This window comes from Virgibacillus alimentarius (assembly GCF_017874635.1).
GTDB lineage: Bacteria > Bacillota > Bacilli > Bacillales > Amphibacillaceae > Virgibacillus_B > Virgibacillus_B alimentarius.
Genome location: NZ_JAGIKX010000003.1, coordinates 187,377 through 212,338 on the forward strand (window position 1 = coordinate 187,377; position 24,962 = coordinate 212,338).

Annotated in this window: 24 protein-coding genes and 2 pseudogenes; 11 read left to right on the forward strand and 15 right to left on the reverse strand. The window is 34.1% G+C overall.

The window, feature by feature from the left end:
• Window positions 1–221: 221 nt before the first annotated feature.
• The 3 genes from J2Z81_RS04115 to J2Z81_RS04120 all read right to left on the reverse strand — a co-directional run bounded on the left by J2Z81_RS04115 (window position 222) and on the right by J2Z81_RS04120 (window position 1,782).
• Window positions 222–599: a cupredoxin domain-containing protein gene (locus J2Z81_RS04115; RefSeq protein WP_226981221.1), complete on the reverse strand. Its 378-nt coding sequence runs from the start codon at window positions 597–599 to the stop codon at window positions 222–224.
• Window positions 600–1,400: 801 nt separating this feature from the next.
• A complete protein-coding gene (locus tag J2Z81_RS15985) occupies window positions 1,401–1,523 on the reverse strand; it encodes a hypothetical protein (RefSeq protein WP_264315435.1) in 123 nt (40 codons plus the stop codon).
• Window positions 1,524–1,542: 19 nt separating this feature from the next.
• Window positions 1,543–1,782 (reverse strand): hypothetical protein, encoded by a 240-nt coding sequence (locus J2Z81_RS04120; protein WP_147666880.1) that lies wholly within the window; start codon window positions 1,780–1,782, stop codon window positions 1,543–1,545.
• A gap of 132 nt (window positions 1,783–1,914) precedes the next feature.
• On the opposite strand from J2Z81_RS04120, the gene J2Z81_RS04125 reads away from it, so the two are divergent.
• The 5 genes from J2Z81_RS04125 (at window position 1,915) to J2Z81_RS04145 (ending at window position 6,940) form a co-directional block, all read left to right on the forward strand.
• A complete protein-coding gene (locus J2Z81_RS04125) occupies window positions 1,915–2,631 on the forward strand; it encodes a response regulator transcription factor (RefSeq protein WP_226370778.1) in 717 nt (238 codons plus the stop codon).
• Entirely contained in the window at window positions 2,606–3,991 is a 1,386-nt protein-coding gene (locus J2Z81_RS04130; protein WP_147666877.1) for a sensor histidine kinase, read from the forward strand. The genes J2Z81_RS04125 and J2Z81_RS04130 overlap by 26 nt, the downstream gene beginning before the upstream one ends.
• 55 nt (window positions 3,992–4,046) lie before the next feature.
• On the forward strand, window positions 4,047–5,510 hold the full coding sequence (locus tag J2Z81_RS04135) for a multicopper oxidase family protein (protein WP_226370779.1): 1,464 nt from the start codon (window positions 4,047–4,049) through the stop codon (window positions 5,508–5,510).
• 283 nt (window positions 5,511–5,793) lie between these two features.
• Window positions 5,794–6,354 carry a hypothetical protein gene (locus J2Z81_RS04140; protein WP_226370780.1) on the forward strand — a complete coding sequence of 187 codons (561 nt, stop codon included), beginning with the start codon at window positions 5,794–5,796 and terminating at the stop codon, window positions 6,352–6,354.
• Window positions 6,355–6,415: 61 nt separating this feature from the next.
• Window positions 6,416–6,940, forward strand: coding sequence for a spore coat protein (locus J2Z81_RS04145; protein WP_147666871.1), 525 nt, complete (start codon window positions 6,416–6,418; stop codon window positions 6,938–6,940).
• A gap of 69 nt (window positions 6,941–7,009) precedes the next feature.
• On the opposite strand, the gene J2Z81_RS04150 is transcribed toward J2Z81_RS04145, so the two are convergent.
• The 8 genes from J2Z81_RS04150 to J2Z81_RS04185 form a co-directional block, all read right to left on the reverse strand.
• The gene (locus J2Z81_RS04150) at window positions 7,010–7,339 is read right to left on the reverse strand and encodes a four-helix bundle copper-binding protein (RefSeq protein WP_062351103.1); all 330 of its coding nucleotides are present in this window, start codon (window positions 7,337–7,339) and stop codon (window positions 7,010–7,012) included.
• Between the two features lie 335 nt (window positions 7,340–7,674).
• Complete coding sequence (locus tag J2Z81_RS04155) at window positions 7,675–8,202, reverse strand: CueP family metal-binding protein (RefSeq protein WP_147667075.1); 528 nt, start codon at window positions 8,200–8,202, stop codon at window positions 7,675–7,677.
• A 163-nt stretch (window positions 8,203–8,365) separates the two neighbouring features.
• On the reverse strand, window positions 8,366–9,070 hold the full coding sequence (locus J2Z81_RS04160; RefSeq protein ID WP_060681782.1) for a cytochrome c biogenesis CcdA family protein: 705 nt from the start codon (window positions 9,068–9,070) through the stop codon (window positions 8,366–8,368).
• 33 nt (window positions 9,071–9,103) lie between these two features.
• Window positions 9,104–9,679, reverse strand: coding sequence for a thiol-disulfide oxidoreductase ResA (resA, locus tag J2Z81_RS04165; protein WP_040047918.1), 576 nt, complete (start codon window positions 9,677–9,679; stop codon window positions 9,104–9,106).
• 196 nt (window positions 9,680–9,875) lie between these two features.
• A complete protein-coding gene (locus tag J2Z81_RS04170) occupies window positions 9,876–12,050 on the reverse strand; it encodes a copper-translocating P-type ATPase (protein ID WP_226370781.1) in 2,175 nt (724 codons plus the stop codon).
• Between the two features lie 173 nt (window positions 12,051–12,223).
• Complete coding sequence (locus tag J2Z81_RS04175) at window positions 12,224–12,904, reverse strand: response regulator transcription factor (RefSeq protein WP_147666865.1); 681 nt, start codon at window positions 12,902–12,904, stop codon at window positions 12,224–12,226.
• Complete coding sequence (locus J2Z81_RS04180; protein ID WP_226370782.1) at window positions 12,897–14,285, reverse strand: sensor histidine kinase; 1,389 nt, start codon at window positions 14,283–14,285, stop codon at window positions 12,897–12,899. The genes J2Z81_RS04175 and J2Z81_RS04180 overlap by 8 nt, the downstream gene beginning before the upstream one ends.
• A gap of 12 nt (window positions 14,286–14,297) precedes the next feature.
• Window positions 14,298–15,023: a cytochrome c biogenesis CcdA family protein gene (locus tag J2Z81_RS04185; RefSeq protein ID WP_226370783.1), complete on the reverse strand. Its 726-nt coding sequence runs from the start codon at window positions 15,021–15,023 to the stop codon at window positions 14,298–14,300.
• Between the two features lie 294 nt (window positions 15,024–15,317).
• Between J2Z81_RS04185 and J2Z81_RS04190 the strand changes: the two genes are divergently transcribed.
• From J2Z81_RS04190 to copZ, 4 genes are all read left to right on the forward strand, one after another.
• On the forward strand, window positions 15,318–15,926 hold the full coding sequence (locus J2Z81_RS04190) for an NAD(P)/FAD-dependent oxidoreductase (protein ID WP_226370784.1): 609 nt from the start codon (window positions 15,318–15,320) through the stop codon (window positions 15,924–15,926).
• A gap of 141 nt (window positions 15,927–16,067) precedes the next feature.
• Window positions 16,068–16,373, forward strand: a complete 306-nt coding sequence (locus J2Z81_RS04195) for a metal-sensing transcriptional repressor (protein ID WP_102414959.1) — start codon at window positions 16,068–16,070, stop codon at window positions 16,371–16,373.
• Window positions 16,374–16,386: 13 nt separating this feature from the next.
• On the forward strand, window positions 16,387–18,771 hold the full coding sequence (locus J2Z81_RS04200) for a heavy metal translocating P-type ATPase (RefSeq protein WP_226370785.1): 2,385 nt from the start codon (window positions 16,387–16,389) through the stop codon (window positions 18,769–18,771).
• Window positions 18,772–18,807: 36 nt separating this feature from the next.
• The gene (gene copZ / locus J2Z81_RS04205; protein ID WP_040037994.1) at window positions 18,808–19,014 is read left to right on the forward strand and encodes a copper chaperone CopZ; all 207 of its coding nucleotides are present in this window, start codon (window positions 18,808–18,810) and stop codon (window positions 19,012–19,014) included.
• A 144-nt stretch (window positions 19,015–19,158) separates the two neighbouring features.
• On the opposite strand, the gene J2Z81_RS04210 is transcribed toward copZ, so the two are convergent.
• Both J2Z81_RS04210 and J2Z81_RS04215 read right to left on the reverse strand, forming a co-directional pair.
• A complete protein-coding gene (locus tag J2Z81_RS04210) occupies window positions 19,159–19,548 on the reverse strand; it encodes a hypothetical protein (RefSeq protein ID WP_040037995.1) in 390 nt (129 codons plus the stop codon).
• 282 nt (window positions 19,549–19,830) lie between these two features.
• Complete coding sequence (locus tag J2Z81_RS04215) at window positions 19,831–21,345, reverse strand: multicopper oxidase domain-containing protein (protein WP_102414961.1); 1,515 nt, start codon at window positions 21,343–21,345, stop codon at window positions 19,831–19,833.
• Window positions 21,346–21,784: 439 nt separating this feature from the next.
• Between J2Z81_RS04215 and J2Z81_RS04220 the strand changes: the two genes are divergently transcribed.
• Window positions 21,785–22,417 carry a YdhK family protein gene (locus J2Z81_RS04220; protein WP_102414962.1) on the forward strand — a complete coding sequence of 211 codons (633 nt, stop codon included), beginning with the start codon at window positions 21,785–21,787 and terminating at the stop codon, window positions 22,415–22,417.
• A 294-nt stretch (window positions 22,418–22,711) separates the two neighbouring features.
• Here J2Z81_RS04220 and J2Z81_RS16265 read toward each other — a convergent pair.
• Both J2Z81_RS16265 and J2Z81_RS04225 read right to left on the reverse strand, forming a co-directional pair.
• A pseudogene (locus J2Z81_RS16265) lies at window positions 22,712–22,906 on the reverse strand (DUF7695 domain-containing protein).
• 395 nt (window positions 22,907–23,301) lie between these two features.
• Window positions 23,302–23,472, reverse strand: a pseudogene (locus J2Z81_RS04225) (PH domain-containing protein); the annotation flags it as partial.
• 281 nt (window positions 23,473–23,753) lie between these two features.
• Between J2Z81_RS04225 and J2Z81_RS04230 the strand changes: the two are divergent.
• Complete coding sequence (locus J2Z81_RS04230) at window positions 23,754–24,905, forward strand: hypothetical protein (RefSeq protein ID WP_226370786.1); 1,152 nt, start codon at window positions 23,754–23,756, stop codon at window positions 24,903–24,905.
• The last annotated feature ends 57 nt before the right edge of the window (window positions 24,906–24,962 follow it).

Consider the following 24,962-nt stretch of genomic DNA (forward strand, 5'->3'; position numbering starts at 1 on the left):
TATTTGGAGTATATCCAACACTATTGTCATTTAATGCATTTTTAAGAAACTTAGTTTTAATGAGCAAAAATGTAGCTAGAGATGTAATATTAAGGCTAATTTGTGTATATAGTAGCATGTGAAGGTGGAATTGTTGTCGAGGTAAAATATGATGATTTTAAAAATAGAAATAAAATAAAAAACACCTGAAAGTTTTATTTTCAAGTGTTTCTTATTTTGTATTATTGTACAATCAGTGTGGATATCATTTCAGCATGGCCTTGTCCACAAGGAATATTACAGTATATAGTATACTCTCCTGGTTCATCTGGTGTGAATGTTGCTTCTCCATCACCTTGAATATTAACGTCAAATTCATCAATTGCTAACCCATGCATTCCCTCATCATTTGTTAGTGTAATTTTGACTTCTTCACCTGCATTTACAGTATATTCGACTGGATCTAATTCAAAGTTAGATGCTATAATGTCAACTTGGTTAGCGGTTTGAGAATCCTCTTGAGAACTAGAGTCAACTTGTTGATCTGTGTCATCTTCACTACAGGCGGCAAGTATTAATACGACTCCTAAAAAGAGAGCAAACAATATTTTTTTCCTCAAAATAAAAACCCCCATTATGTTTTGAAAGTTAATAATCTTTCAAATTCAATGGTATATATTAAATATCCATTTTTTATCAAGAATAAGAGACAATTGTGTGAACTATCTTTCATCAGTTCTTTGTTAATCCAAACTAAACGGAAATATGTAATTATAAAATCACTTAAAATTGTATTGTATAATTAGAAATAAGAGATTGTATAATGAGGAGTTGAACGTAATTCTGAAAGTCTTGTTCAACTACCGGCTCAGGATTATTGGACAGGGGTGTTAGTAATTAATCTGCTCGTTATTGATCAATGAAAGTGGGGAGAGGAATGAAAGGATTGGCTTGGGTTCTGATACTTTATTATTCACTTGTTACTGTACTTTGGGTTGCAAATTCACCTTATTTATTTTCAATCTGGGGAGTAATTATATGGTTGGTTTCGATTGTATTAGGCTATACTGTTTATAAACAAATTAAAGAAAAAAACATTATAAAGCATCTTATGTTGTATTCAACTTCCTTTATGGTGTTTTTGCTTATAGTAACAGGTTTAATCCACTTAGTAGTAACATCTATGCCATAATGTAAATTTAACAGTCTGGTGCTTCAATGTAATAAGCGTAAAGATTAATTGACCTTCAATATACAACTAGTTATACATTGGTTGTATATTGAAGGTTCTTTGATTTACAAAATACTATCATTATGCTGAGTTAATGTTTATGTTAAACGGGTTAAACAGTAACTTCGATTATCATGATTAAAAAGGAATGATCTCACAGTCGCCCCTTTATAAAGAGATTACGATTAGATTAATCCTTATGATAATTTTTTAATGCTAATTTGGTGGCATAATACACAACGATACCGATAGAAGCAAGGTTAAGTATCCATCCAAGTAACCCATAACCCATCATATTCATCATCCCCATCATACGGGATCACCTCTTTAAACTATAAATTATTCATCATATCACGGAAACCGGTATTGTTTTGCATCATACCATTTTCACCGTGACAGTTGTTAAACATTTCTTCTTGCTGTTCTTGTGATAAACTAGGATGCATTTCTTCAATAAACGGTTGCATTTCCTCAAAGTTAAAGATACCATTTGCATTTGATTCAGCTGCAACAAAAGTTGCACTTCCTAATAGAACGGCTCCAGTTAATATACCTATTACTAATTTTTTCATTTATAACATCTCCTTTTCTTAACTAAATCATACCTCTTATAAATGTAGAATTTGTGGTGAACTTATGTGGAAGTTGTGAAGATTATCATTTTCATTTTAATTGATGATACTATATGAAAGAGGTGGTTTAACATGACTAAAATTCTTATTGTTGACGATGAAGATATGATTCTTGAAGTGTTAGAAGCATACTTTGAAAAAGAGGGATGGGAAACCATTCCTGCCTCTAATGGAATAGAAGCATTAAAAAAAATAAAAGAAAATAATCCAGATATTATTATTTTAGATCTTATGTTGCCAGATATTTCAGGTGAAGAGGTATGTAGATTAACGAGAAAAGAAAGTGATGTTCCTATCATTATGTTAACAGCAAAATCGACAGAAGACGATTTAATTAATGGAATCGTTATTGGGGCAGATGACTATGTTACAAAACCTTTTAGTCCAAGAGAAGTCGTAATAAGGGCAAAGGCTATTTTACGTAGGTTAAGAAGAGTAAATAGTGGAAACCATTTATCGTTCAATGAAGGAAAGCTAACAGTGGATCTCTTAAAAAAGGAGATGACATTGAATAACCAAATCATACCACTAACTCCTATCGAATATAAGCTATTAATAGCTATGGCAAGCTACCCCGGACGAGTTTACAGTCGTTTGGATTTACTGGAAAAAATTCAGGAAGATGGATCTTATTTTGAAGGATATGAACGAAGTGTTGATACACATATAAAAAACCTTCGGAAAAAGATTGAAACAGATTCTCGCCACCCAGAATTTATTTTAACTGTTTTTGGGATGGGATATAAGTTTGGGGGAGCGTCTGATGCGTCGATTGACACTCCGTTCTAAAATCCTGTTTTACCTATTGGTTGTGTCACTTTGTGGTATTTTTCTTACTAGTTTTTCTATACTTTGGGGATTTGAAGATCAATTTAATGAATATTTAAAAATTAATAGAGAAGAAAGAAGTAAGCTAATAGAAGATGAAGCAATTAATTCTCATAAAGAAACAGGGAAACTAATTGATAACCAATTAATAAATTTAATGCATCAACAAGCTATGACAGACAATTTATTTTATAGAATTACTGATGAAGAAGGACAGGTAATAGCAGATACAACGATGATGCTCGGAATGATGAATAGGATGGGAATGCATTCTGATTCGGACATCGATATGAAAACGGAATACCGAAAAAATACTTATGATTTAACATTTGATGAAAGATATGTAGGCAATATGGAAGTTTATTATCCAGAGGAAATGATAGGGGAAGACATTGCTTTTTTAAATACAATTAAATCGAATATTTATCTTGCTATTATTGTTACAGTTGTTTTAGCGTTCGTGTTTAGCCTATTGTTTTCGAAACGCCTAACAACTGGATATCGAAAGTTATCAAAAGCTATTCAAGAATTACAAGAACATAAATGGCGAACTCGTGTACCAGTTAAGGAATTGTCAGATGAAATGAAGCCACTTGGTGAATCGTTTAATCGACTTGCTGAATCGTTATCAAAGGAAGAGATGCTTCGTAAACAGTTTACTGCTGATTTTGCTCATGAAATACGAACCCCACTTGCGACACTAAGAAGTCAAATGGAAGCTTTTCAAGATGGGGTTTTTGAACCAACGCCAAAAAGGTTGCAGCAAGGTCATGATGAATTGATGCGTTTAGTACGTCTAGTGGGTGAATTGGAAGAGTTACTTGCCGCTGAAAATCCACAAATAAAACTAAACAAAAGTAATATAGATGTAGGATATTTATTACGTTTAGTAGGGGGGCAATTTACCCCAGCCTTTCAGAAAAAAGGCGTTTCGTTAAACATTCAAATGCCAACTAAAGAATGTTGGTTACATGCGGATCAGGATCGTGTTTTACAAGTGTTAACGAATATAATAAATAATGCCCTTCAGTATACCCCAGCAGGGAATAGCGTATATGTTAAGATAGTGGATTCTAATGCTTATGTTGGGTTTTGTGTTCAAGATGAAGGGATTGGGATTAAAGAGGATGATCTCCCCTATCTATTTGAACGATTTTACCGAGGGGATAAATCAAGAGACAGAAAAACAGGTGGAATAGGTATTGGATTGTCTATTGTCAAGGCATTAATGGATGCACACCGTGGAAAAATTCAAATCGATAGTAAATGGAAGGAAGGAACGGAAATTACAGTTTTCTTCCCAAAGCATGAAACTTTATGAATAGATAAGAATCTGAATGGCTGGGTAACATCTTCACTCACGAGGAGGAAAAAGTATGAAAAAATATTTAGGTATTAGTTTGGCTGGATTAGTAATTATTTTTGGAGGGTATTACCTCTTTTTTATACAAGGTTCAGGTATATCGGGATACCCAATCAATGAATCAGATAATGGGAATTCCTTTAATAAAACGGATATAGCTGGAAATTCATCTCTACCCATCCCACCATTGTTAGAGGATAAAAATCCAGATCCAGATAAAGCTGAATTCCATATAACTGCCCAAAATGCAACAAAGGAATTTATTTCAGGAGTGGAAACAGAAACGATGGGGTATAACGGAAATTATTTAGGCCCTGTCATTAGGGTCCGAAATGGGGAAGACGTGTCCGTACAGGTAGAAAATAATTTAGAAGATGAAATTACGACAATTCATTGGCACGGCCTAAAAGTGGATGGAGACGCAGATGGAGGACCACATTCAGGAATTCAACCGGGCGAGTCTTGGACACCGGAATTTACGATAGATCAGCCTGCAGCTACGCTGTGGTATCACCCTCACCCAGAAAAAAATACCGGGAGGCAAGTATATAAGGGATTAGCGGGATTATTTTTCATTGAAGATGAAGTTTCTGACTCTCTGGATATTCCAAAAGACTATGGGGTGAATGATGTTCCACTTATCATTCAGGACAAACAATTTAATGAAAATGGAAGTTTTCAATATGAACTAGGAATGCATGATGTGATGAACGGATTACAAGGAGGTACAATGCTAGTCAACGGGGCTGTAGATCCTTATTTGGAAGTTCCAAAAGGCATGATGAGGCTACGGTTATTAAATGGATCGAATGCAAGTGTGTATGAACTCCATTTTAGTAATAACCAAACCTTTTATCAAATTGCAAGTGACGGTGGTTTTCTTGAAAATCCAGTAGAGATGGACGAGCTTATTCTGGGTCCAGCCGAGAGGGCAGAAATCCTAGTTGATTTTTCAAATTTTAAGGATGGAGATACAATTCAATTATCGAATAAAGGGTCAGAGTTTATGAAGTTTGTTGTAAACGGTGAAAGTGAATCCAACTATGCCATTCCAGAACAATTAACTACCATTGAGAAGATTGATCCTGATGAAGCAGTAAGAACTAGAGAATTTGTTTTTCAAGGAATGGGGCCTATGGTCAACATTAATGGAAAACAAATGGATATGAATCGAATCGACGAATTTGTGGATATACATGAAACAGAAATATGGGAAGTTTCCAATGAGAGTGGAATGGGAATGATGGGAGGGACTGTTCATCCCTTCCATGCGCATGGTGTCCAATTTCAAATAATTGATCGTGATGGAAATCCACCGCCACTTAATGAAACTGGATGGAAGGATACGTTTATTGTGTATCCGGGAGAAAAAGTTAGGGCTATTGCTACATTTAATCATTCTGGTGTATTTATGTATCATTGTCATATACTTGAACATGAAGATGCAGGAATGATGGGACAATTTAAAGTGGAATAAAAAGTGGAAGCTTAAATATTATATTAATTATCCATATGAGCATTTCGAAATATACTCATTATAATCAAAAAATACGGTGACATAATTCACCGTATTTTTTGATTAAGCGGAAATTCAAATAGATAGTAGCTTAGATGAAGGAACGGAGGTTTCGATTATTTTTACAATAACTCTCTTGTACTGTTATCAGTAAATATAAAAATAAACCCTATATGGGTATATCATAATGCGGGTTAACAGTGAATACAATAAAAGTGGACAAACTAAGATTGGGGTTGAAATAATGTCAATTTCATTATTTTTTATACTTTTGTTGTGTGCCACCCAAGTTATAACAACCATTATCTATGTAGCGCATTACCGAAATTGGGTAACAAAAATGAATGGAATGATGATATCCATGTCATTAGCGATGTCGGCAGGAATTCTAATGGGAACTATTTTAGGGGTTATCTATCATGGTGATTTATTTAAATCAACCATTTACGCTATAATGATTGGATTGGTTGTTGGGTTTTTAGCAGGATTACCTATAGGTCTTCCTGCTGTCATTGATGGCATACTCTCCGGACTAATGGGGGGGATGATGGGAGCCATGCTAGGAGATATGGTAGCAATGACTAGGCCGAATGCAATCATTAATATTATAGCTGTGTTGATAACAATGGTTTTGTTACTTGTTTTATATGCAGCAGAAGAATCGATTCGTAAACAAGCTAACCACCAAATTCTTTCCTTTTTTAAATATCCATTCTTAATGATTTTTACCATTGTAATATTATTTTTGGTATTGAATTACATTGATCCACTTGATTTTCACTTTCTAGATAAGAGTGGGCATTAATAACAGATTTTCATTAAACAGCATATATTAAAGGGAATTTATTTAATGAAAGGTGAGTTATATGTCAACTTTACCATCTGTAGATCTTGGCTTAATGGCCGAACATTTGTCTACACACGAAGGAATGATAAATAAGTTAAAAGTCTATCATATTAATACTACAAATCCAGATTTGAAAGGTATTATTGCTCTCCAGATAAATGTCATGATGTCGCATGTTAGGGTAATGTTATTTTTAATTAATCCTAATAATAATGAGTATGTTGAAGTTCCGGATTTAAATATGTATGATGTAAGCAACCAAAGAGCAGATGGTACGGGGGTTAATAAATACAACGATAAATGGATTGCATTAGAAGCACATGCTGGTGCTAAATTGATGTCAAATGAAAATTATACTTCTGCTTTATTAATGAAAAATAGAAATGTTAGAAATGCTCATGTGGAAATGGCTTTGCAACAGTTAGAAATTCAAAAAAGATACTCTGATTTTATCAATCGTATGGGTTGGTCATTTGTTCCCCATGCAGATACTCAGGAACAGGTAAAAACCTATCAACATTTTCAACACTTGTTAAATAATTAAATACAGAAAAAGTATTAATCATAACTACAAATTAATAAAAACGGTGACACAAGTTCACCGTTTTTATATTTAAGATGCCATTGTTCGGCAAATCTCTGCACATTTAAAACAAGATTCAGCACATTCCTTGCAATGATTAGCATGGTTATGTTGTTCACACATTTTTCCACATGCTTCACAAATGTCAGCACAAAGCTTACAAATCTGCTTAGCAAAAGGGCTATCCGATTGCATTGCTTTTGCTGCTAATGCGCAAATGTCTGCACATTCCCTATTATAGCGGATACAATCCGCCATCATTTTTACATTCTCTTCTTTTAAACAAGCATCATAACACCCATTACAAGCTTCCATACATTCTAAACAAGCTTTAATACATTCTTCATAAGACACTGCCATCTGAAAATCCTCCTTCGATTCAAGATTAAGTACAAATTTTACTATCCCCTTGATACAATTTTTTATCCAACAAGGGTGCTTCAATCATAGTGTGAATTTTTATTTTCCGTATTATTTTTTGATTATCAGGTATAAATCTAATTTCGTTTACAGTCAGTAGTAATAAGGATAAAAGGGAGCCAAAGAAAGAATCCTAAATATAGTAAAATTTAGCAAAAAAGAATCGAGTGCTTTATCTAAAAACACTCGATTCTAATGAAAATATTATAAAATCATATAATTTTTTCCCAATAATCTTTATTCTATTTTTTAAAAAGTATCACGAGGTAAAAATACTAGATTAATTGCATTGTTGTTATACAAGTATTGTCACCTTCAAAAGTGGAAATCTCAGATTCAGCTGTTTTTCCATCATATTGAATCTTCACGTTATATGTTTTGTCACGTGGCAACCAAAAGTCAATGAATCCATTTTCGAATGATGTCATAGTTTCATCAACAACCACATTACCATCTTCATCTTCAATATAAACATCAAATTCTTTTTCTACTAATTCTCCTTGGCAACCAGTTAAGCTATGATTGGTACAAGGGTGGGTTGTCTCAACAAATGGTGCGATGGAAACAAAAAATTCATCTTCGGGAAGATCGTAGGTAGTCTCTTTATCATTACTATCAGTTACAATAAGCTCTTCTGAAGTAATAGAAGCAGACACAGCATCGGAATCCCCGACACTGTAGTCTTGGACCATTTTCTTGATATCTTGTGGTTCTTTTTCATTTGATGTACTTTCGCTTTCACTACAAGCAGCAACTATTAAAATAAGTAATAATCCAATTACTGCCAATAATCCTTTTTTCATATATTGTTCGACTCCTTTTTCATCCAATTTGTTAAATCTTAATATATATTACCATGTAAAACGAACGATATTCTACATTGTAACAATTTCTACAAGACAAATTATAATGCTCAAATATGCATTATTCGTGCAGATATAATAGATAAATTATGTAAAATATTTTTTAAAATCCATAAAAACCAAACCATCCAGCTAAGAAGGAAGTTAATTTTGTCAACCAATCAAAGAATAGTGCTACTCCCATGAAAATCATAATATATCCACCAATTTTAATTAATTTTAGGCTATGTTTTTTAATCCATTTAATTTTACCAATAAACAATGCTAATAATAGAAATGGAATCGAAAAACCTAAAACATAACTAATCATCATAATCATACCAACATCAGGATTTGTTGCAGCTAATGATAACACAATAGCTAGTATTGGACCGGTACAAGGAGTCCATCCCAAAGAGAATGCCATTCCTATGATGAAAGAACCAACATAACCGCCGGGACGATTTTTGAATGTGATTTTTTTATTCTTCATTAGAAATTTAAAATTAAAAATTCCAACAATCACTAGTCCAAAGAAAATAATTAAAATAGCACCAATTTGTCTAATGGCATCTTGGTAGGTTAATAGGAATTCCGATATATAAGAGGTGGTAAAACCAATCATAATAAAAATGCTTGAGAACCCTAGTAAAAATAGAACGGTATGTAAAAGAGCTTTTTTATTCATTTTTTTATTTTCTTCATTTATCTCACTTACACTCATTCCGGTAATATAAGATAAAAATGCCGGATATAGTGGTAATACACACGGTGAAATAAAAGAAAGGAAACCAGCACCAAAAGCTAGAAATATATTTATTTCATTCAAAAATTTTATCCCCCTTTATTAGAAAATCATAGTCTATTGTTTTGGTAATATTTCTTTAAAGTAACTCTCCAAACTTTCTAATGATAAGGCCCCATTTACAATCCTTTGAATTTCCCCATCCGGATTAATGAATATGGAACTTGGAATTGGTCCTATTTTGTATAAATCCCTGACTTCTCCTGTTTTATCATGGGGAATTGGAAAGGTTAGATCATATTTATCAATAAATCGATCTACAACCAATTCTGTATTATCCAAACTAACTGCAATGATTTCAATTCCTTTTTCTTTATATACGGGATAAAGCTCTTGCATGTAGGGCATTTCTTCTTCACACGGTTTACACCAAGTACCCCAAAAGTTCAGCATAATACCTTGCCCTTTAAAATCACTTAGTCGTATAGTTTCTAATTCATTATTTTTATTAATTTGCTTCAATTCAAAGTCAGGTGCTTCATCTCCGACTTGATAAATGGTTTTATCCGCTTGTATATTAGACACTAATGCAAATATAATAGCTCCAACCATTACAATTAATATAGAAGTTCTAAAAATTAATCTGTTTTTCCTTTTATTTTTCTTCTTCTTTTTCGTTTCCTCCAAACTCATAAGTATGTATCACTCCTTATAGGAAATATAGTATAACGGTGGTATTATCTAAAGACACTCTCTGTTAGATTACGTTACAAGTTTGCAGAAATTAAGCAGATTCTTTGTACTATTTATGAACAGAATTTACCTACAGAAAAATAAAAGGCTAAGCAATACCATACATGCTTAGCCAAACATAAACTATTTGTTTCTATTAATCGATTTTTAATAATTGAGCGTTTATTGCACAAATAATGGTACTGAGTGACATAACTGCGGCTCCGACGGCAGGGGTTATGACAAACCCAACATTGTACAATACACCTGCAGCTAAAGGAATAGCAACAATGTTATACCCAGCAGCCCATCCTAAATTTTGAACCATTTTCCTGCGACTTGCCTTAGACAATTTAATGATATTTAAAATGTCTACTGGATTACTGTTAACTAATATGACATCAGCTGTTTCAATCGCAACGTCTGTACCTGCACCAATAGCAATTCCCAAATCAGCTTCCGCTAAGGCGGGCGCATCATTAATTCCATCTCCAATCATCGCCACTTTTTTTCCATTTTGTTTTAAATACTTCACATTATTTGATTTCTCATGGGGAAGTACTTCAGCGATGACTTTGGAAATACCTAATTTTTCTCCTACATAATTTGCTACACGTGTGTTGTCACCAGTCATCATAACCGTCTCAATGCCACGGTCATTTAATTCTTTAATAACTTTATAAGAAGATTTACGGATGATATCAGCTAGGGCTATCATTCCTTGTAAGACATTATCTTTAAGAACAAATACGACAGTTTTCCCTTGTAAAGCCAGTTGGTCATAAATTTTTTCATCAAAAGAAATTTTATTTGCTTTCATAGCACCGGGACTAATAACAGCAATTTCTGCATCACCGATTTTAGCTACTAACCCTTTCCCAGTTAAATTCTGATAATCCTTAACATCAAGGGGGGTTAAATTACGATCATTTCCTTCTTTCACAATTCCTTTAGCAATTGGATGGTCTGATTGTGTTTCAACAGAATAAGCTAATTTCAATAATTCTTCTTCACTAATTCCCTCACTTGGATGGATATCCGTAACACCAAAATTACCTTCCGTAAGTGTTCCTGTTTTGTCAAACACCACGCGATCCAATTTAAATGCACTTTCAAATGCTACTCTATTTCGAATTAACAAGCCGTTTTTAGCTGCAATGGAAGTAGATCTAGATGTTACTAGTGGTGTTGCCAAACCAAGTGCATGTGGACAAGCAATAATTAAAACGGTAACCATTCGTTCCAAAGCAAAATCTAAATCCCCGTTAGTCCACCAAACTGCAAAGGTTATAATCCCTACTACAAGAGCAACATAGAATAACCATTTAGCAGCAATATCCGCAAAGCCTTGGGCCTTTGATTTCGATTTTTCTGCATCGCTTACCAATTTAATAACTTGGGATAGGTAGGTGTCATTTCCTGTTTTACTTACCTTAACTTTTAATACACCATCACCATTGACGGAACCACCTATCGCTTCCATTCCGGGTCCTTTTTCAACAGGGACAGATTCTCCTGTAAGCATAGACTCATCGACGGTAGATTCTCCTTCATAAATTTCACCATCAATTGGAATCTTTTCACCCGATTTAACTAAAATCAGGTCACCCGGTTGTAAATCTTCGACTGTTACCTCAACAATATTTCCGGATTTGTCCAGTTTATGGGCTTCTTTTGGCATTAACTTGATTAGCTCTTCCAGTGCCTTTGAAGCACCCATCAGGGATTTCATTTCTATCCAATGTCCTAACAACATAATTACAATAAGAGTAGCTAGTTCAAAGAAGAAGTCGCTGCCTTCGATAAAGAATGCTGTCAGTGTGCTATATACATAAGCGGCGATGATAGCTAAAGAAATTAACATCATCATTGCAGGCGATTTCTCTTTTAACTCATCCCATGCACCAAGTAAAAATGGTTTTCCACCATAGAAAAAGACAATCGTGGAAAGCAAGAAAAGTAAGAGGGTATCACCTGTGAAATTTACTTCATATCCAATCAGCATTTGAATCATTGGAGATAAGTATAAAATAGGAATTGATAAAACTAGGGATATCCAAAAACGTTTCTTAAAATCTTCTACCATATGTTCGTGATGTCCGCCGTGTCCGCCATGTCCACCGTGTCCACCATGATGCCCACTATGTCCATGACTGTGGTCGTGATTTTTGTGTTCTTCATGTCCATGTTTGTGATGACCATGCATATCTTCATGTTCATGATTATGATGTTGATGACTGTGATGTTTTTGTTCCTCATGTTGATTATGATGGTCATGTTCTCTATGCTTATTGTGGTTGTGTTGATTCTCTTCATTTCCTTTGTTATTCATTATTACTCCTCCTTTGGTATGGATATTTATTATTTTCTGTATTATTCATCCTTCTATCCATATTATATCATACTATACCCCTGTATCGTATAATAAGGCTATGATTTTATGTAAAAGATTTGTGTCAAAACAAAAGGTCTTCTTTTATAAATGTATTAAAGACCTTTTTATACCTATAATGAAGGCTTGTTTACCCATTTATATCCAATACCCCAAACAGTTATTAAATAATCATCTATGGGAAATCCAGATTGACGAATTTTATCTCGCATGTTCCGTACATGGGAATCAACTGTTCTTCCTTCTGTGTGTGAATCGTATCCCCAAATTAATTCAATTAATTGTTCTCTAGTAAACACTTGGTTTGGTTTTCTCATAAAATAACCTAGCATGGTAAATTCCTTTGGCGTTAACTTTAATGTATTATTTTTATATGATAACTCAAACTCATCTTCATTCCATAAGAGACCATGTACTTCAATCTTCCTCGCAGGTTTCATTCTACGTAATACCGCTTCTATTCTTGCTAATAGCTCATCTTCGTCAAAGGGTTTCGTCACATAATCATCTGCACCTAATTTTAACCCTTTTATAATATCCTCTTTCTGTTCACGAGCCGATACCATAATGATAGGGATGTCCGAATCTTTTCTAATCTCTTGGCATAATTCCCAGCCGTTCATTTCAGGCATCATAATATCTATAAGTACTATGTCAAAAGTTTCTTCTTTTAAAAAAGATAATGCTTCTTTAGCACTAATAGCTTTTTTACATATAAAACTATGTGGTCTCAAATATAATGCTAATAAATCTAACATTCGTTTTTCATCATCTACTAATAAAGCTTTAACCATTATATTCACCTCTTGTTAAATGAACAATAACCCTTGTACCCTTGCCAAGTTCACTTTCGATTTCAATCGTACCTCCGTGAGATTCTATAATTTCTTTTGCAATAGCTAACCCTAATCCCGTTCCACCACTTTCTCTGGAACGCGATTTTTCTACACGGTATAACCGTTCAAATAGATATGGTAATTCCTCTTTTGGAATTCCTTCCCCTTCATCTGAAATAGCTATAGTAATTTCCCTATCATTCTGGGTTACCTCTAATGATATAGACTTTCCATCGGGTGTATGTTTTCTGGCATTATCTAGTATATTTAATAAAACCTGTTGGATTCTATCGGGATCAATATTACCTATGATATTTACTTGGCATGAAGTAGAAAGTGTAATATTTTTTTCTTCCATTACTGGAGCAATTCGTTCTTCAATCGTTTGGATTAGTTGTCTTAAACTAACACTTTTTCGATTAATTACAAACTTATTCTCATCCATTTTAGCTAGGTCAAATAAATTCTTAACTAGAACTGTCAAATGCTCCGTTTCTTCCCGTATGATATCCAGATATTCTTTTCTATCTTCGTCCGTTATGTCTTGCTTACTGATGATATCCGCATACCCTTTTATGTAGGTTAATGGCGTTCTAAGTTCGTGAGAGATACTTGCCAAAAATTCATTTCTGTCATTTTTTAATCGTTCTAGATCACTAGATAACCTCATGATAGAACCAGCTAATTCACCTAGTTCATCTTTTCGTTCCATATGTAATTGCACCTTATTTTTCCCCTTGCTTAGTTGTTCTGTGGCTTCTTTCATTTTCATTAATGGTAACGTAATAAAACGAGAAAGAATAAAAACGGTAAAGATGGTTAGAACAATGGTGATTAGTCCTACTATGACAAATTGATCACTCAAATGATTAACCATATTTTTTACAATATTGGTATTAGCAAACATAAAGACATGCCCTTGATGTTCCTCATCAATAGTAATGGGGCTATCAACCGCTATATATTGTTTTTCCGACCAACGTTGTTCTACTACTTTTCCTACACGGGGTATATCCTTATAATCCGTATGATCAATTACTTCAAACATTTCCTTTTCAACAGGATCGGAATTAATGATGATGTTACCATTGGCATCGGTAATAATAACAGCAAATTCCGACTCTGACTCCATGATAGCAACATGCTCCAACGTTGATGAATCAAGATTATTTTCCAAGACAGCACTATGTGTATTGGCACGAGCTAATAAACTATCCATCACTTCATCAATACGTTCATTTGCTATATTTGTATATAGAATAAAATAAACAAAAACCTCGATAATTAACATGAACACAAAGAATAATAGTCCAATTTTTAAGGATAATTTATTAAACATAATTGACCTCTTTTACCAGTAAGTTAAAGTATCCAGAATACCTATAACAAGAATGATAACTCCTGCAAGTTTTTGTACTAGTGACCCTATTTTTCTGCTTCTCTTTAATATAATGCCACTTGCCCCAAAATACCAAATAAGAAAAATAATTAATAAAAGTGGAAGTGAGGTTCCAATTCCAAATACGGAAGGTAATACAAATCCATATGATGTTTCTAATACAACTGGCATTAAGGTTAGTATAAATAATACAAACATAGTAGGGCAAAATGCTAACGTAAAACTCGCACCCATTAAAAAGCTTCCTAGATAACTATCTTTAAATTTAGTGGGTATTTTAAACATTTTTCCTGTTTTTCTCCAGCCAAATAAACCTATCATAAATAAACCAACCAGTATAAGTAATGGCCCAATTGCTTTTCTTAGAATCGGGAACATTTGTGTTAAAGTACTGTGTATTTCCTTCCCAAGTAACCAGATTACTAAACCAATTATTGAAAAAACAACTATTTTACCTAAAACAAATAGAAATATGTGTAACCAAGGGACTTTTTCAACTAATGATCTGTTTCCATAAATAGTCATTGCACTGATATTGCCTGTTAGCTGACAAGGAGCAACAGCGCCAATTAACCCAAGAAAAAATGCAAATAACAGCGGTATGTGTTCATATCCATATGCAATTTGTTGAAGTGGCCCATTTAGCATAATGCCTATTTCATTAAAAAGTTCGAACATATCAATTCACTCGCTTTGACTTTAATAGTTTTATCCACTAAATAACATATAAAAAATATGTCCATTTTTTGTGCAGATTTCAACAAAAATTAATCTAAGGTAATAACAATAATGAGGATAAAGAATCTCAAAATATTGTTTAGGACAAAATTTTGTCCGTTTTTTTCACTTTACATACATTTGGGGGGTATAGTATTATTTGGTGAGAGGATGATTTCATAAAAAACTGTTTAATTTGTATATAGATATATATTATCCATTGTTACAAATATTGAAAATAGGGGAGATAAGAATATGGAGAATAAAATAAAAATTGCTGTTAATGGGGGCATAGGGTTTGGTGCTAAACTCAATTCCAAACAACTTATGACAATCTCAAAATACATGGATGAGGAAGATGAACTGGAGTTAACCACCTTTCAACAACTTTATATAGAGATTCTAGAAGATGGTAAAGACGAAGTAATTAAAGAATTTGAAAGTGTTGGTTTAAAATGTTATCCAGTTGGAAATTACGTAAAGAGCTTGAGAACCTGTAATTTTTGTAAAGGGGAAGAAAGGGAAGGGATGCCAGTGGCAAAAGAAATAAATCGCCGTATAGCAGGAAAACCTGTACCATTTACCCTAAAAGTTGCTTATACAGGTTGTATCATTGGTTGTGGTGAACCAATGTTAAGTGACATAGGTGTAATGAAGTATAAAGATCATTATAATTTATATGTTGGTGGTAAAGCGAAAGGAAAAGATGCTGAGGTTGGTTCTTTACTGAGGGAAAATTTAACACCAGAAGAATTATACAATACAGTGGAAAAAATCATTGCTGTATATGCCGAAAAGGAAAAAAAACGGGAGACATTCCATAAATTTTTAAAACGGATAGGTAAAGAACAATTAATAAGCTAATAATAGACCTTGGAGTATGAAAACATATAACATCCAAAGGAATAAAATATTAAAAGATGTTGTCAAAAATGAAGTTTTTCTATTGACAAATATACTGTACGGGGGTATAGTAATTATATAAAAGAAAGGGAAGTGATTCATTTGGAAGAGAAATTCTTACATGATCACCCAAGTAAACCAAGAACGAAAGATGAAATACAGAAAACGATTAATCGTTTGAAACGAATTGAGGGTCAAGTTCGTGGGATACAGAAAATGGTTGAAGATGATCGATATTGTGTAGATATTTTAGTGCAAATTAGTGCCGTTCAATCTGCACTAAAAAATGTAGGATTTTCTATCACAGAAAGACATATTAACCATTGTGTTAGCGATGCTATTAAACAAGGTGAAGGAAAGGAAACTATTGAGGAATTAATGACTGTCATGAAGCAATTTTCCAAGTAAGGAGGGAATTATTATGAGTGAAACAAATCATACAACACTTGGTGTAACAGGGATGACCTGTGCAGCCTGTTCTAATCGTGTTGAAAAGGTTTTGAATAAAATGGATGGGGTCAAGGCTCAAGTTAATTTAACAACAGAAAAGGCATCGATAGATTATGATCCAGAGAAAACCTCTATTGAAGACATATCGAAAAAAATAGAGAATGTTGGTTATGGTGTTCTAACGGAGAAAACAGACCTTGATGTCTTTGGAATGACTTGTGCAGCTTGCTCTACCCGTATTGAAAAAGTATTGAACAAACAAGATGGAGTAAAACATGCAACTGTTAATCTAACGACAGAAAGTGCAACGATTGAATATAATCCGGGGTTAGTTGATGTAAAATCATTGGTTGATAAAATCAAAAATGTTGGCTATGATGCTAAACCAAAGGCAGAAGCGAAAGAAAAACAAACTTATAAAGAAAAACAACTAAAAAATATGAAGACGAAATTAATTATTTCAGTCTTACTATCTGCACCATTATTATTAACAATGCTTGTTCATTTATTTGGGATGAGTATACCAGATATCTTCATGAACCCGTGGTTCCAATTTGCTTTGGCGACACCAGTTCAATTCATCATTGGATGGCAATTTTATGAAGGTGCATATAAGAACCTACGTAATGGTGGGGCAAACATGGATGTACTTGTTGCTTTAGGTACAAGTGCGGCTTATTTCTATAGTTTATACGAAGCATTTATGACTATTGGCAATCCAGAATATATGCCACATTTATACTTTGAAACCAGTGCTGTTTTGATTACGTTAATTTTGTTTGGTAAATATTTGGAAACGAGAGCGAAAAGTCAAACAACAAATGCTTTATCCAAATTGCTTAATTTACAAGCAAAAGAAGCTCGTGTAATTAGAGATGGTAAAGAATTAATGATTCCTGTAGAAGAAGTTGTCGTTGGAGATCGCTTAATTGTCAAACCGGGAGAAAAGATACCGGTAGATGGTATGGTTGTAAAAGGTAGAACTTCGGTAGATGAATCCATGCTTACAGGAGAATCAATTCCAATTGAAAAGGATTCAGGGGCAAAATTAATTGGATCTACTATTAATAAAAATGGCTCCATTGAAATGGAAGCAACAAAAGTAGGAAAAGATACGGCCCTTGCATCTATTGTCAAGGTCGTGGAAGAAGCTCAAGGATCAAAGGCGCCAATTCAACGATTAGCGGATGTTATTTCAGGTTATTTCGTTCCAATAGTGGTCGGTATTGCTATCCTTACTTTTATTATATGGATTACTTTAGTCGAGCCGGGTCAGTTAGAACCTGCTTTAGTTGCAGCAATTGCTGTACTTGTTATTGCCTGTCCATGCGCTTTAGGACTTGCAACACCAACATCCATTATGGTCGGAACAGGAAAAGCTGCAGAAAGTGGAATCTTATTTAAAGGTGGGGAACACCTAGAGGGAACACATGAGTTAGAAGCAATCGTACTTGATAAGACGGGTACAATCACAAAAGGAAAACCAGAAGTAACTGATTTTTCAGGTGATGAAGAGACATTACAATTATTGGCTAGTGCAGAAAAAGGGTCTGAACATCCACTTGCAGAAGCAATTGTGGCATACGCTACAGAGAATAATATCGACTTTTTGGAAGTAGAACATTTCGAGGCAGTACCGGGTCACGGTATTGAAGCAAAAATTTCTGGAAAAAACATTCTTGTTGGTAATAGAAAGTTAATGAATGATCATCAAATTAATACAGCAGGTTATGAAGAAAAATTAGTTAATTATGAAACTGATGGTAAAACAGCGATGTTGATTGCCATTGATGGTGAGTACCGGGGAACAGTTGCTGTTGCAGATACTATAAAAGAAACGGATCCAGAGGCTATTAAGCAATTGAAAGATTTAGGAATAGAAGTGTTTATGTTAACAGGTGATAATGAAAGAACAGCCAAAGCAATAGCAAAACAAGTTGGAATTGATCAGGTAATCGCTGAAGTATTACCCGAAGAAAAAGCAGCTAAAGTAAAAGCAATCCAAGAACAAGGTAAGAAAGTTGCAATGGTTGGGGATGGTGTTAATGATGCACCTGCACTTGTTACAGCGGATATTGGGATTGCCATTGGAACTGGTACAGAAGTAGCAATTGAGGCTGCTGATGTTACGATTCTTGGTGGTGAGCTATTGCTTATACCGAAGGCAATTAAAATCAGTCATGCAACGATTAGAAATATCCGACAAAATCTATTCTGGGCATTCGGATATAATACAGCCGGAATACCAGTTGCAGCAATTGGATTACTTGCGCCGTGGATTGCTGGCGCAGCAATGGCGTTAAGTTCAGTAAGTGTTGTTACTAACTCACTTCGACTAAAAAGAGTGAAGTTATAAAATATATTAAATTTATTTAAAGGAGGTGAAAATATAATGGAAAAGAAAACATTAGACGTACAAGGCATGTCTTGTGGTCACTGCAAAATGTCAGTTGAAGGTGCATTGAAAAAATTAGATGGCGTATCAGCAGCTGAGGTTAATTTAGAAGCTGGAAAAGTAGATGTTACTTTTGATGAATCAAAGGTAAATGTTGATGCCATGAAAGATGCAATTGAAGAACAAGGCTATGATGTTGCCTAAATATACGAAATAGGCTGGTTTTCATAGAGAAGACCAGCCTTTTAATATACATTTAATAAGGTGTGAGGGTGGTTTCAAATTTGGATAAATAATGTTACTTTCACTAAGGGAACCAATATGTTAACCATTAGAAATTAGATAGTATTAAAGAACAAACTTTACCAACACTGACATCAACGTAAAAAATACTAAAATCCCAACAATAAAAATTGTAATCCAAAGAGCATTCCCTTTCTTTTGAAGAATTTTATACTCTTTATAAGTGATTTCTCCTTTTGCAAATCTTACCCCATTGTCATTCGGTTCAATAGAATAATGCTTTCCTTCTAAGTCCTCCAAAATAACTTTTGTAATTAAAGCGGACTTGTTCCCCATTTCCGTTTCAAGACTTACCCAATCATTTAATCTACTTTGGACTTCAAAACAGTTGCCACCTGCAAAGTCAACCCTAATTAATTTGTATAAGGAGCTTTCCCATATCTTTTTGGACATTTCATGAGTTTGTTGTTCAATAAAACTATAGGAAAAACACAAAATATCTCACCTCGACTTCACTTTTTCTCTGAACCAAAAAAGTGATTTAAGTACCAATTTACTTTTACTATATCATATGAAAATATTATAAACGGTTAATTAAAATTGTTATATAAATATTTTTAGTGGAACTTTTCGAAGGCAACAGTAGATTATTTCAAGGATACCTAAAATCTCTTGGCATTAACCAACGTTTTAGGATGAATTGTCAGCAAAATAAAAAGGGGCTGTACGTAATCCAAAACAATCGGTACAGCCCTTCTTAATGTTTATTCCGTAAAATTAGTATACTTCTACTTGCCCCATCATACCGTTATCCTCATGCTCTAGAATATGGCAATGGTACATATAGATTCCCTCTTCTGGAAAGGTGACGAGCAGTCTTACTCGTTCGCCCGGTTCAATAAGAACACTATCTTTCAGCCCTTGTTCATTCGGAGCTGGTTCCCTTCCATCACGCGATATGATTTTGAACTGAGTACCATGAATATGGAATGGATGTATCATTCCCCCCATTTCGTCTGGCTTGTTATAAACTTCCCAAACTTCCGAAACTCCTTTCTTTTGCCGCAAGTCAATCCGTTCAGGATCGAATTTCTTGCCGTTTATGGTGACCTTATCCATCATTCCAAACAGTTCGATCTCCTTGGAGACCGGTAAGGATTTTTCTTCTTCTTTAAGGAAGGTAGTGTCATCGGTCCAAGATATGGATTCCATTTCTTCCGTTCCGCCGTCGATATCCAAATCAAAAGGCAACAGAGCATTACCTTCTTCATCAGTAATGGCAATTGGCTCATCGGATTCCATCGCTGAAAAATCAATTAGGATTTCAGCGCGCTCCGATGGGGACAGCGTAATCTCATCCATTTCAACCGGTTCATGCAATAACCCGCCATCTGAAGCAATCTGAGTAAATGTGGCCCCATTGCTTAAACGGAACGTGTAATTTCGGGCGTTCGCGCCGTTTAGGATTCGAAAACGCATCAGCGGTTTTGTCACAGTCAGTTTCGGATTAATCGTACCGTTAACGAGCGATACATCTCCGATTGTTCCATCACTGTTCATCAGATTTTTATAATCCAGTTGCTTGTTTTCGTCAAAGAGACGATCCTGAAAAATGAGAGGGATATCATCTACACCATAAGTATGTGGCAAAGCAGGAGCTTCTTCATCCGTCTCCTCCACGTAGAGCATTCCTGCAAGCCCTTTGAAAACTTGTTCAGCAGTCGATTTGTGTGGATGTGGGTGATACCACAATGTCGCTGCCGGCTGATCGGCTTTTAAGGTGACGATTTTACTTTCCCCCGGCTGAATTACATCACTCGGACCACCATCCTCAGTTCCCGGTACTTCAAGACCGTGCCAGTGAAAGGTTGTTGGTTCGTTTAATTCATTCCGGACCTTCACTTTAACGGTTTCCCCCTCTTTCAACTGTAAAGTCGGACCCAACAAATTCCCATTATATCCGTAAGTATTGGTTGGAGAGCCATCAAAGAATTGCGTCGTGCCTTCTTGTGCGACCACCTCATAATCGAAATCTGATTCCTTCTGTTTTTCTAGCAGGGGTGGTATTACTAACTCCTGAGTTCCTTTGGAGGCTTGAAGAGGGGGGATATTATCATGGTCCATGTGTTCTTCCATACCTTCCATGTCCCCGTGGTTCATATCCATATTTTCTTCATGTTGCATTTCTCCAGATTCCATAGTTTGTTCTACAGACTGTTGTTCTGTTGTGATGTTTGTGCAACCCGTCAATATTAGCAACAAGCCTGCACCTGTCAATATACTTTTTTTCATTTGTTCGCTCCTTTATTCGTCAAGTATAAGTTGTTGAAAATATCATTTCGGTTTTTGCATTTTAGATTTCTGATGAGTTATTTAGTTGTAATCACCACGAGTTAGAAAATTACCTTTAATACATTTTCCTCCTTCCCTTGCCATTCAATCTATCGTCGCAATTATCATACCGAACAAATATCGAGAAATAATGCATAATTGGAGTAAAAACTAATCACTATTAAATTTAGATGTTGAGTATAAATGGATTATTCTACTGAAATGTCATTGATATTAAATGACATTGTATTTTTATAACCTTTTGTAATCCACTTGGAAAAGGAATGGAGATTTATTTTGGAAATATTCGTAATTTACGTTTTGCAAGGTCTGCATATAATCTGCAAATTTACTGGTTAGAATATAAGCAAGCTTTATTTTATTAGGAGGGATTGTTTAAATGCAAAGTAGAAAAATCGTAATAGGGATAATTACTATATTCACAGTACTTATCTTATCTGCATGTGCAGGTGCAAATGAAGAGGAGAATACAGAAACCGAATCTAATACGGAAGAAAATGTGGCTAATAATAATGAAATGGATATGGAGGAATCTGATACCAATGAAGATATGGAAGGCATGGATCATTCTGGTATGAACCATTCTAGCACTGGCGAAATTCCCGAAGGCTTACAAGAAGCGGACAACCCTTCTTATGAGGTTGGCAGCCAAGCAATTATTGAATCCGATCATATGCCGGGTATGAATGGTGCTGAGGCGACGATTGTTGGTGCATACGATACGACGGTATATACTGTTTCCTACACACCAACGACTGGTGGAGAACCAGTAGAAAATCATAAATGGGTTATTCATGAAGAGATTGAAGAAGCAGGAGATGAACCTTTTGAACCGGGAACTGAAGTAACTCTTAATGCAGATCACATGGAGGGTATGAACGGTGCAACTGCAGTAATCGATTCAGCGGAAGAAACAACCGTATATATGGTTGATTTTATAGCTACCGATTCTGGAGAAGAGGTGAAAAACCATAAATGGGTAACAGAAAGTGAATTATCACCAGTAGAATAAGTTTTAAATTAGGGACCTATCCGCAAATCGGGTAGGTTCTTTTTGTAGTAGTTGAATTATAAGAGGGATTTATTATTATTGTTCACATATTTAAGAAATGATTTAGTTGTATAAGGTTTTGTGGCCTATACCTTTATGCTTAATTATTGTTCTATCGTTCTCAACATTCTTTTTATTACTCCCATTAACATGGCAATGACATCTTTCAAAACTCTCCAACCGATTACCTAGATTAGAGCAGCAATAATTATACTCGCTAGTGAAACAGTCTAAGTTCGTCAAGTATATATCGAATCATTCATATTCTACTAATTCATCATAAAATTTTTCAGCTGGATTACTAGGAAAAATTCTTTTGGCATACTCTAGTCCACCGTCAATCGCTACCGTTTTGCATGAACATTGTTAAAAATCATATATTTGTCTTGATTCAATAATATCTCCGCAGCATTTACAACGAATTCTATTTCTTTTTATCTTTTTATTCATGTTACTGTCTCCTTCTATATAATCTTTTAGAATTCTATATGATTATAATTTATGTAGTTATTAAATGACAATAGATTGACTGAAAAATAGTGCAGCAGAATCAATGTAACTGGATTTCAATGCGATGAGTATTGCGGACAGATTGAGCCACCGTTTGCGGACAATAGAGCCAGTGAATGCGGGTGAGGGAGCCACTTGTGTAGCTTTAAAAAGATGTTTGATCATAAGCACCTCCCAAACCCACATTTTACAATAAGTAATAAGAACCGATAACAATAGTGAATAATTGCAAGGTGGGGATTTGAGAAGGAATAAGCAGTAGAAATTTAATATGGTTATATAAATTCAAAAAATAATAGTGTACATTAATCGTACACAACATATAGTTAACTAAACATATCAATTTTTCCCGCAGTTTCCAGAAGCACATCTGAAATCCGATGGTGTGAGTACGGATAACGTTTCATCGTACGTTTCGAAGAGGTTGCATTTTCACCGTCCACATGAATCAGGGCCAGATTTGTAAAGCAGTATTCATCTGCCTTTGTCATGATCAGAAAATAGATAACCTATGACAAGTAACATTTTTGTATAACAGTCCTGATACTAGGTATTTCAATGACTAATACAACTTTCTAATTAATTTATTAGTTGGACAATATTTAGCAAAAAAATTCTTCATATTTCTTGAAGTAACATATTATTACTTATTATAACACAATAAAATTAGACAAAAACTCCTGTAACGAATTTGCTAATTAACCATACCTAAAATTAAAAATATTGATATAATTACTAAGAGAAGTAATATCCAATATTGGATTAAAATCTATAAGGGGGCAACATCTTGAATCAAAAAAAATTAGAGATAATTTTCTTAGGTGAGAATAAAGACAACTTTACTAATAGAGTTTTCGAACTTGCGAGTATAGAAATTAACGATGTATTTGATGTTACTCATGAGGAGTTGGAAGAGTTACGAGAAACTAATTATATGTTTTTAGTAGATGATTATAATTCACAATTTATGATTTCTTTTAGAAAACAAACACATGGCGGTAAAGTATTATTGATTGTTGAACTTCATTTTGAAAATGATGTTACCAATAAAGACTTTTATAATATAAAAATTGCTGTAAAAAATGCATTACTACCGCTTTTTGATACGTGTTATTGGGTTTTAGATGAGCAAATACAACATCAAACACAAGAATTATATTCATTAATAAATAAGGCAGAAAACCATTTTAGAACGCTAATAATCCACTATATGACTCTAAAATACGGGCTAAATTGGTGGGAGCATGTTCCAAAAGAATTAAAGAATAAAACAGACAGATATGAAGGCTACCAGAAGTCATTAACTGATCTAAATGATATTAATCTAGATCTTTATTCATTTGATATAAAAGATTTAACAAAGATTATTGAGAATGAATATGTGTTTACAGTAGATTTTAAGATTAATACATTTAAGAATATCCCTACAGAGGATGATGACAAAGAAAAACATTTAAAAAAATATATCAGGGAGTTATTAAAAGAGCCTTTAAACTATGAATTAAAACAAGAAAAAGGGTTCTGGAATGAATTCGAAAATTATATAGATGATATAGATGAATTTAAGAATAAGTGGGATAGATTGTGTGAAGATAGAAACCATATAGCTCATAATAAAGTAATAGATCTAAATATGTATAGAATAATAAAGAAAAATACAGAAGATGTCTTTAAAGAATTAGATCATGCCATTACTAAGGTTGCAAATTCTGAGATTTCTACAGAAGAAAGAAATTTTCGAAATTATATTGTGAATGAAACTAAAAAATTAGATGCTGAAACACAGGGATTCGAACTTCTAGATACTGAGGATATAAGCAATAAATTTTTGGATTATATAGATGAAGAAATACTCCAAGTAGCTGATGATATGCTCCACTTCTGTGAGGTATTGGAAACTTATAAAAGTAAGCGTAAAATAGTCCACACCTATTTCTAGATGTGGACTAATGTTATGCTTTATTTAGATTTATTTGGTACACGACATTCTTCTGGA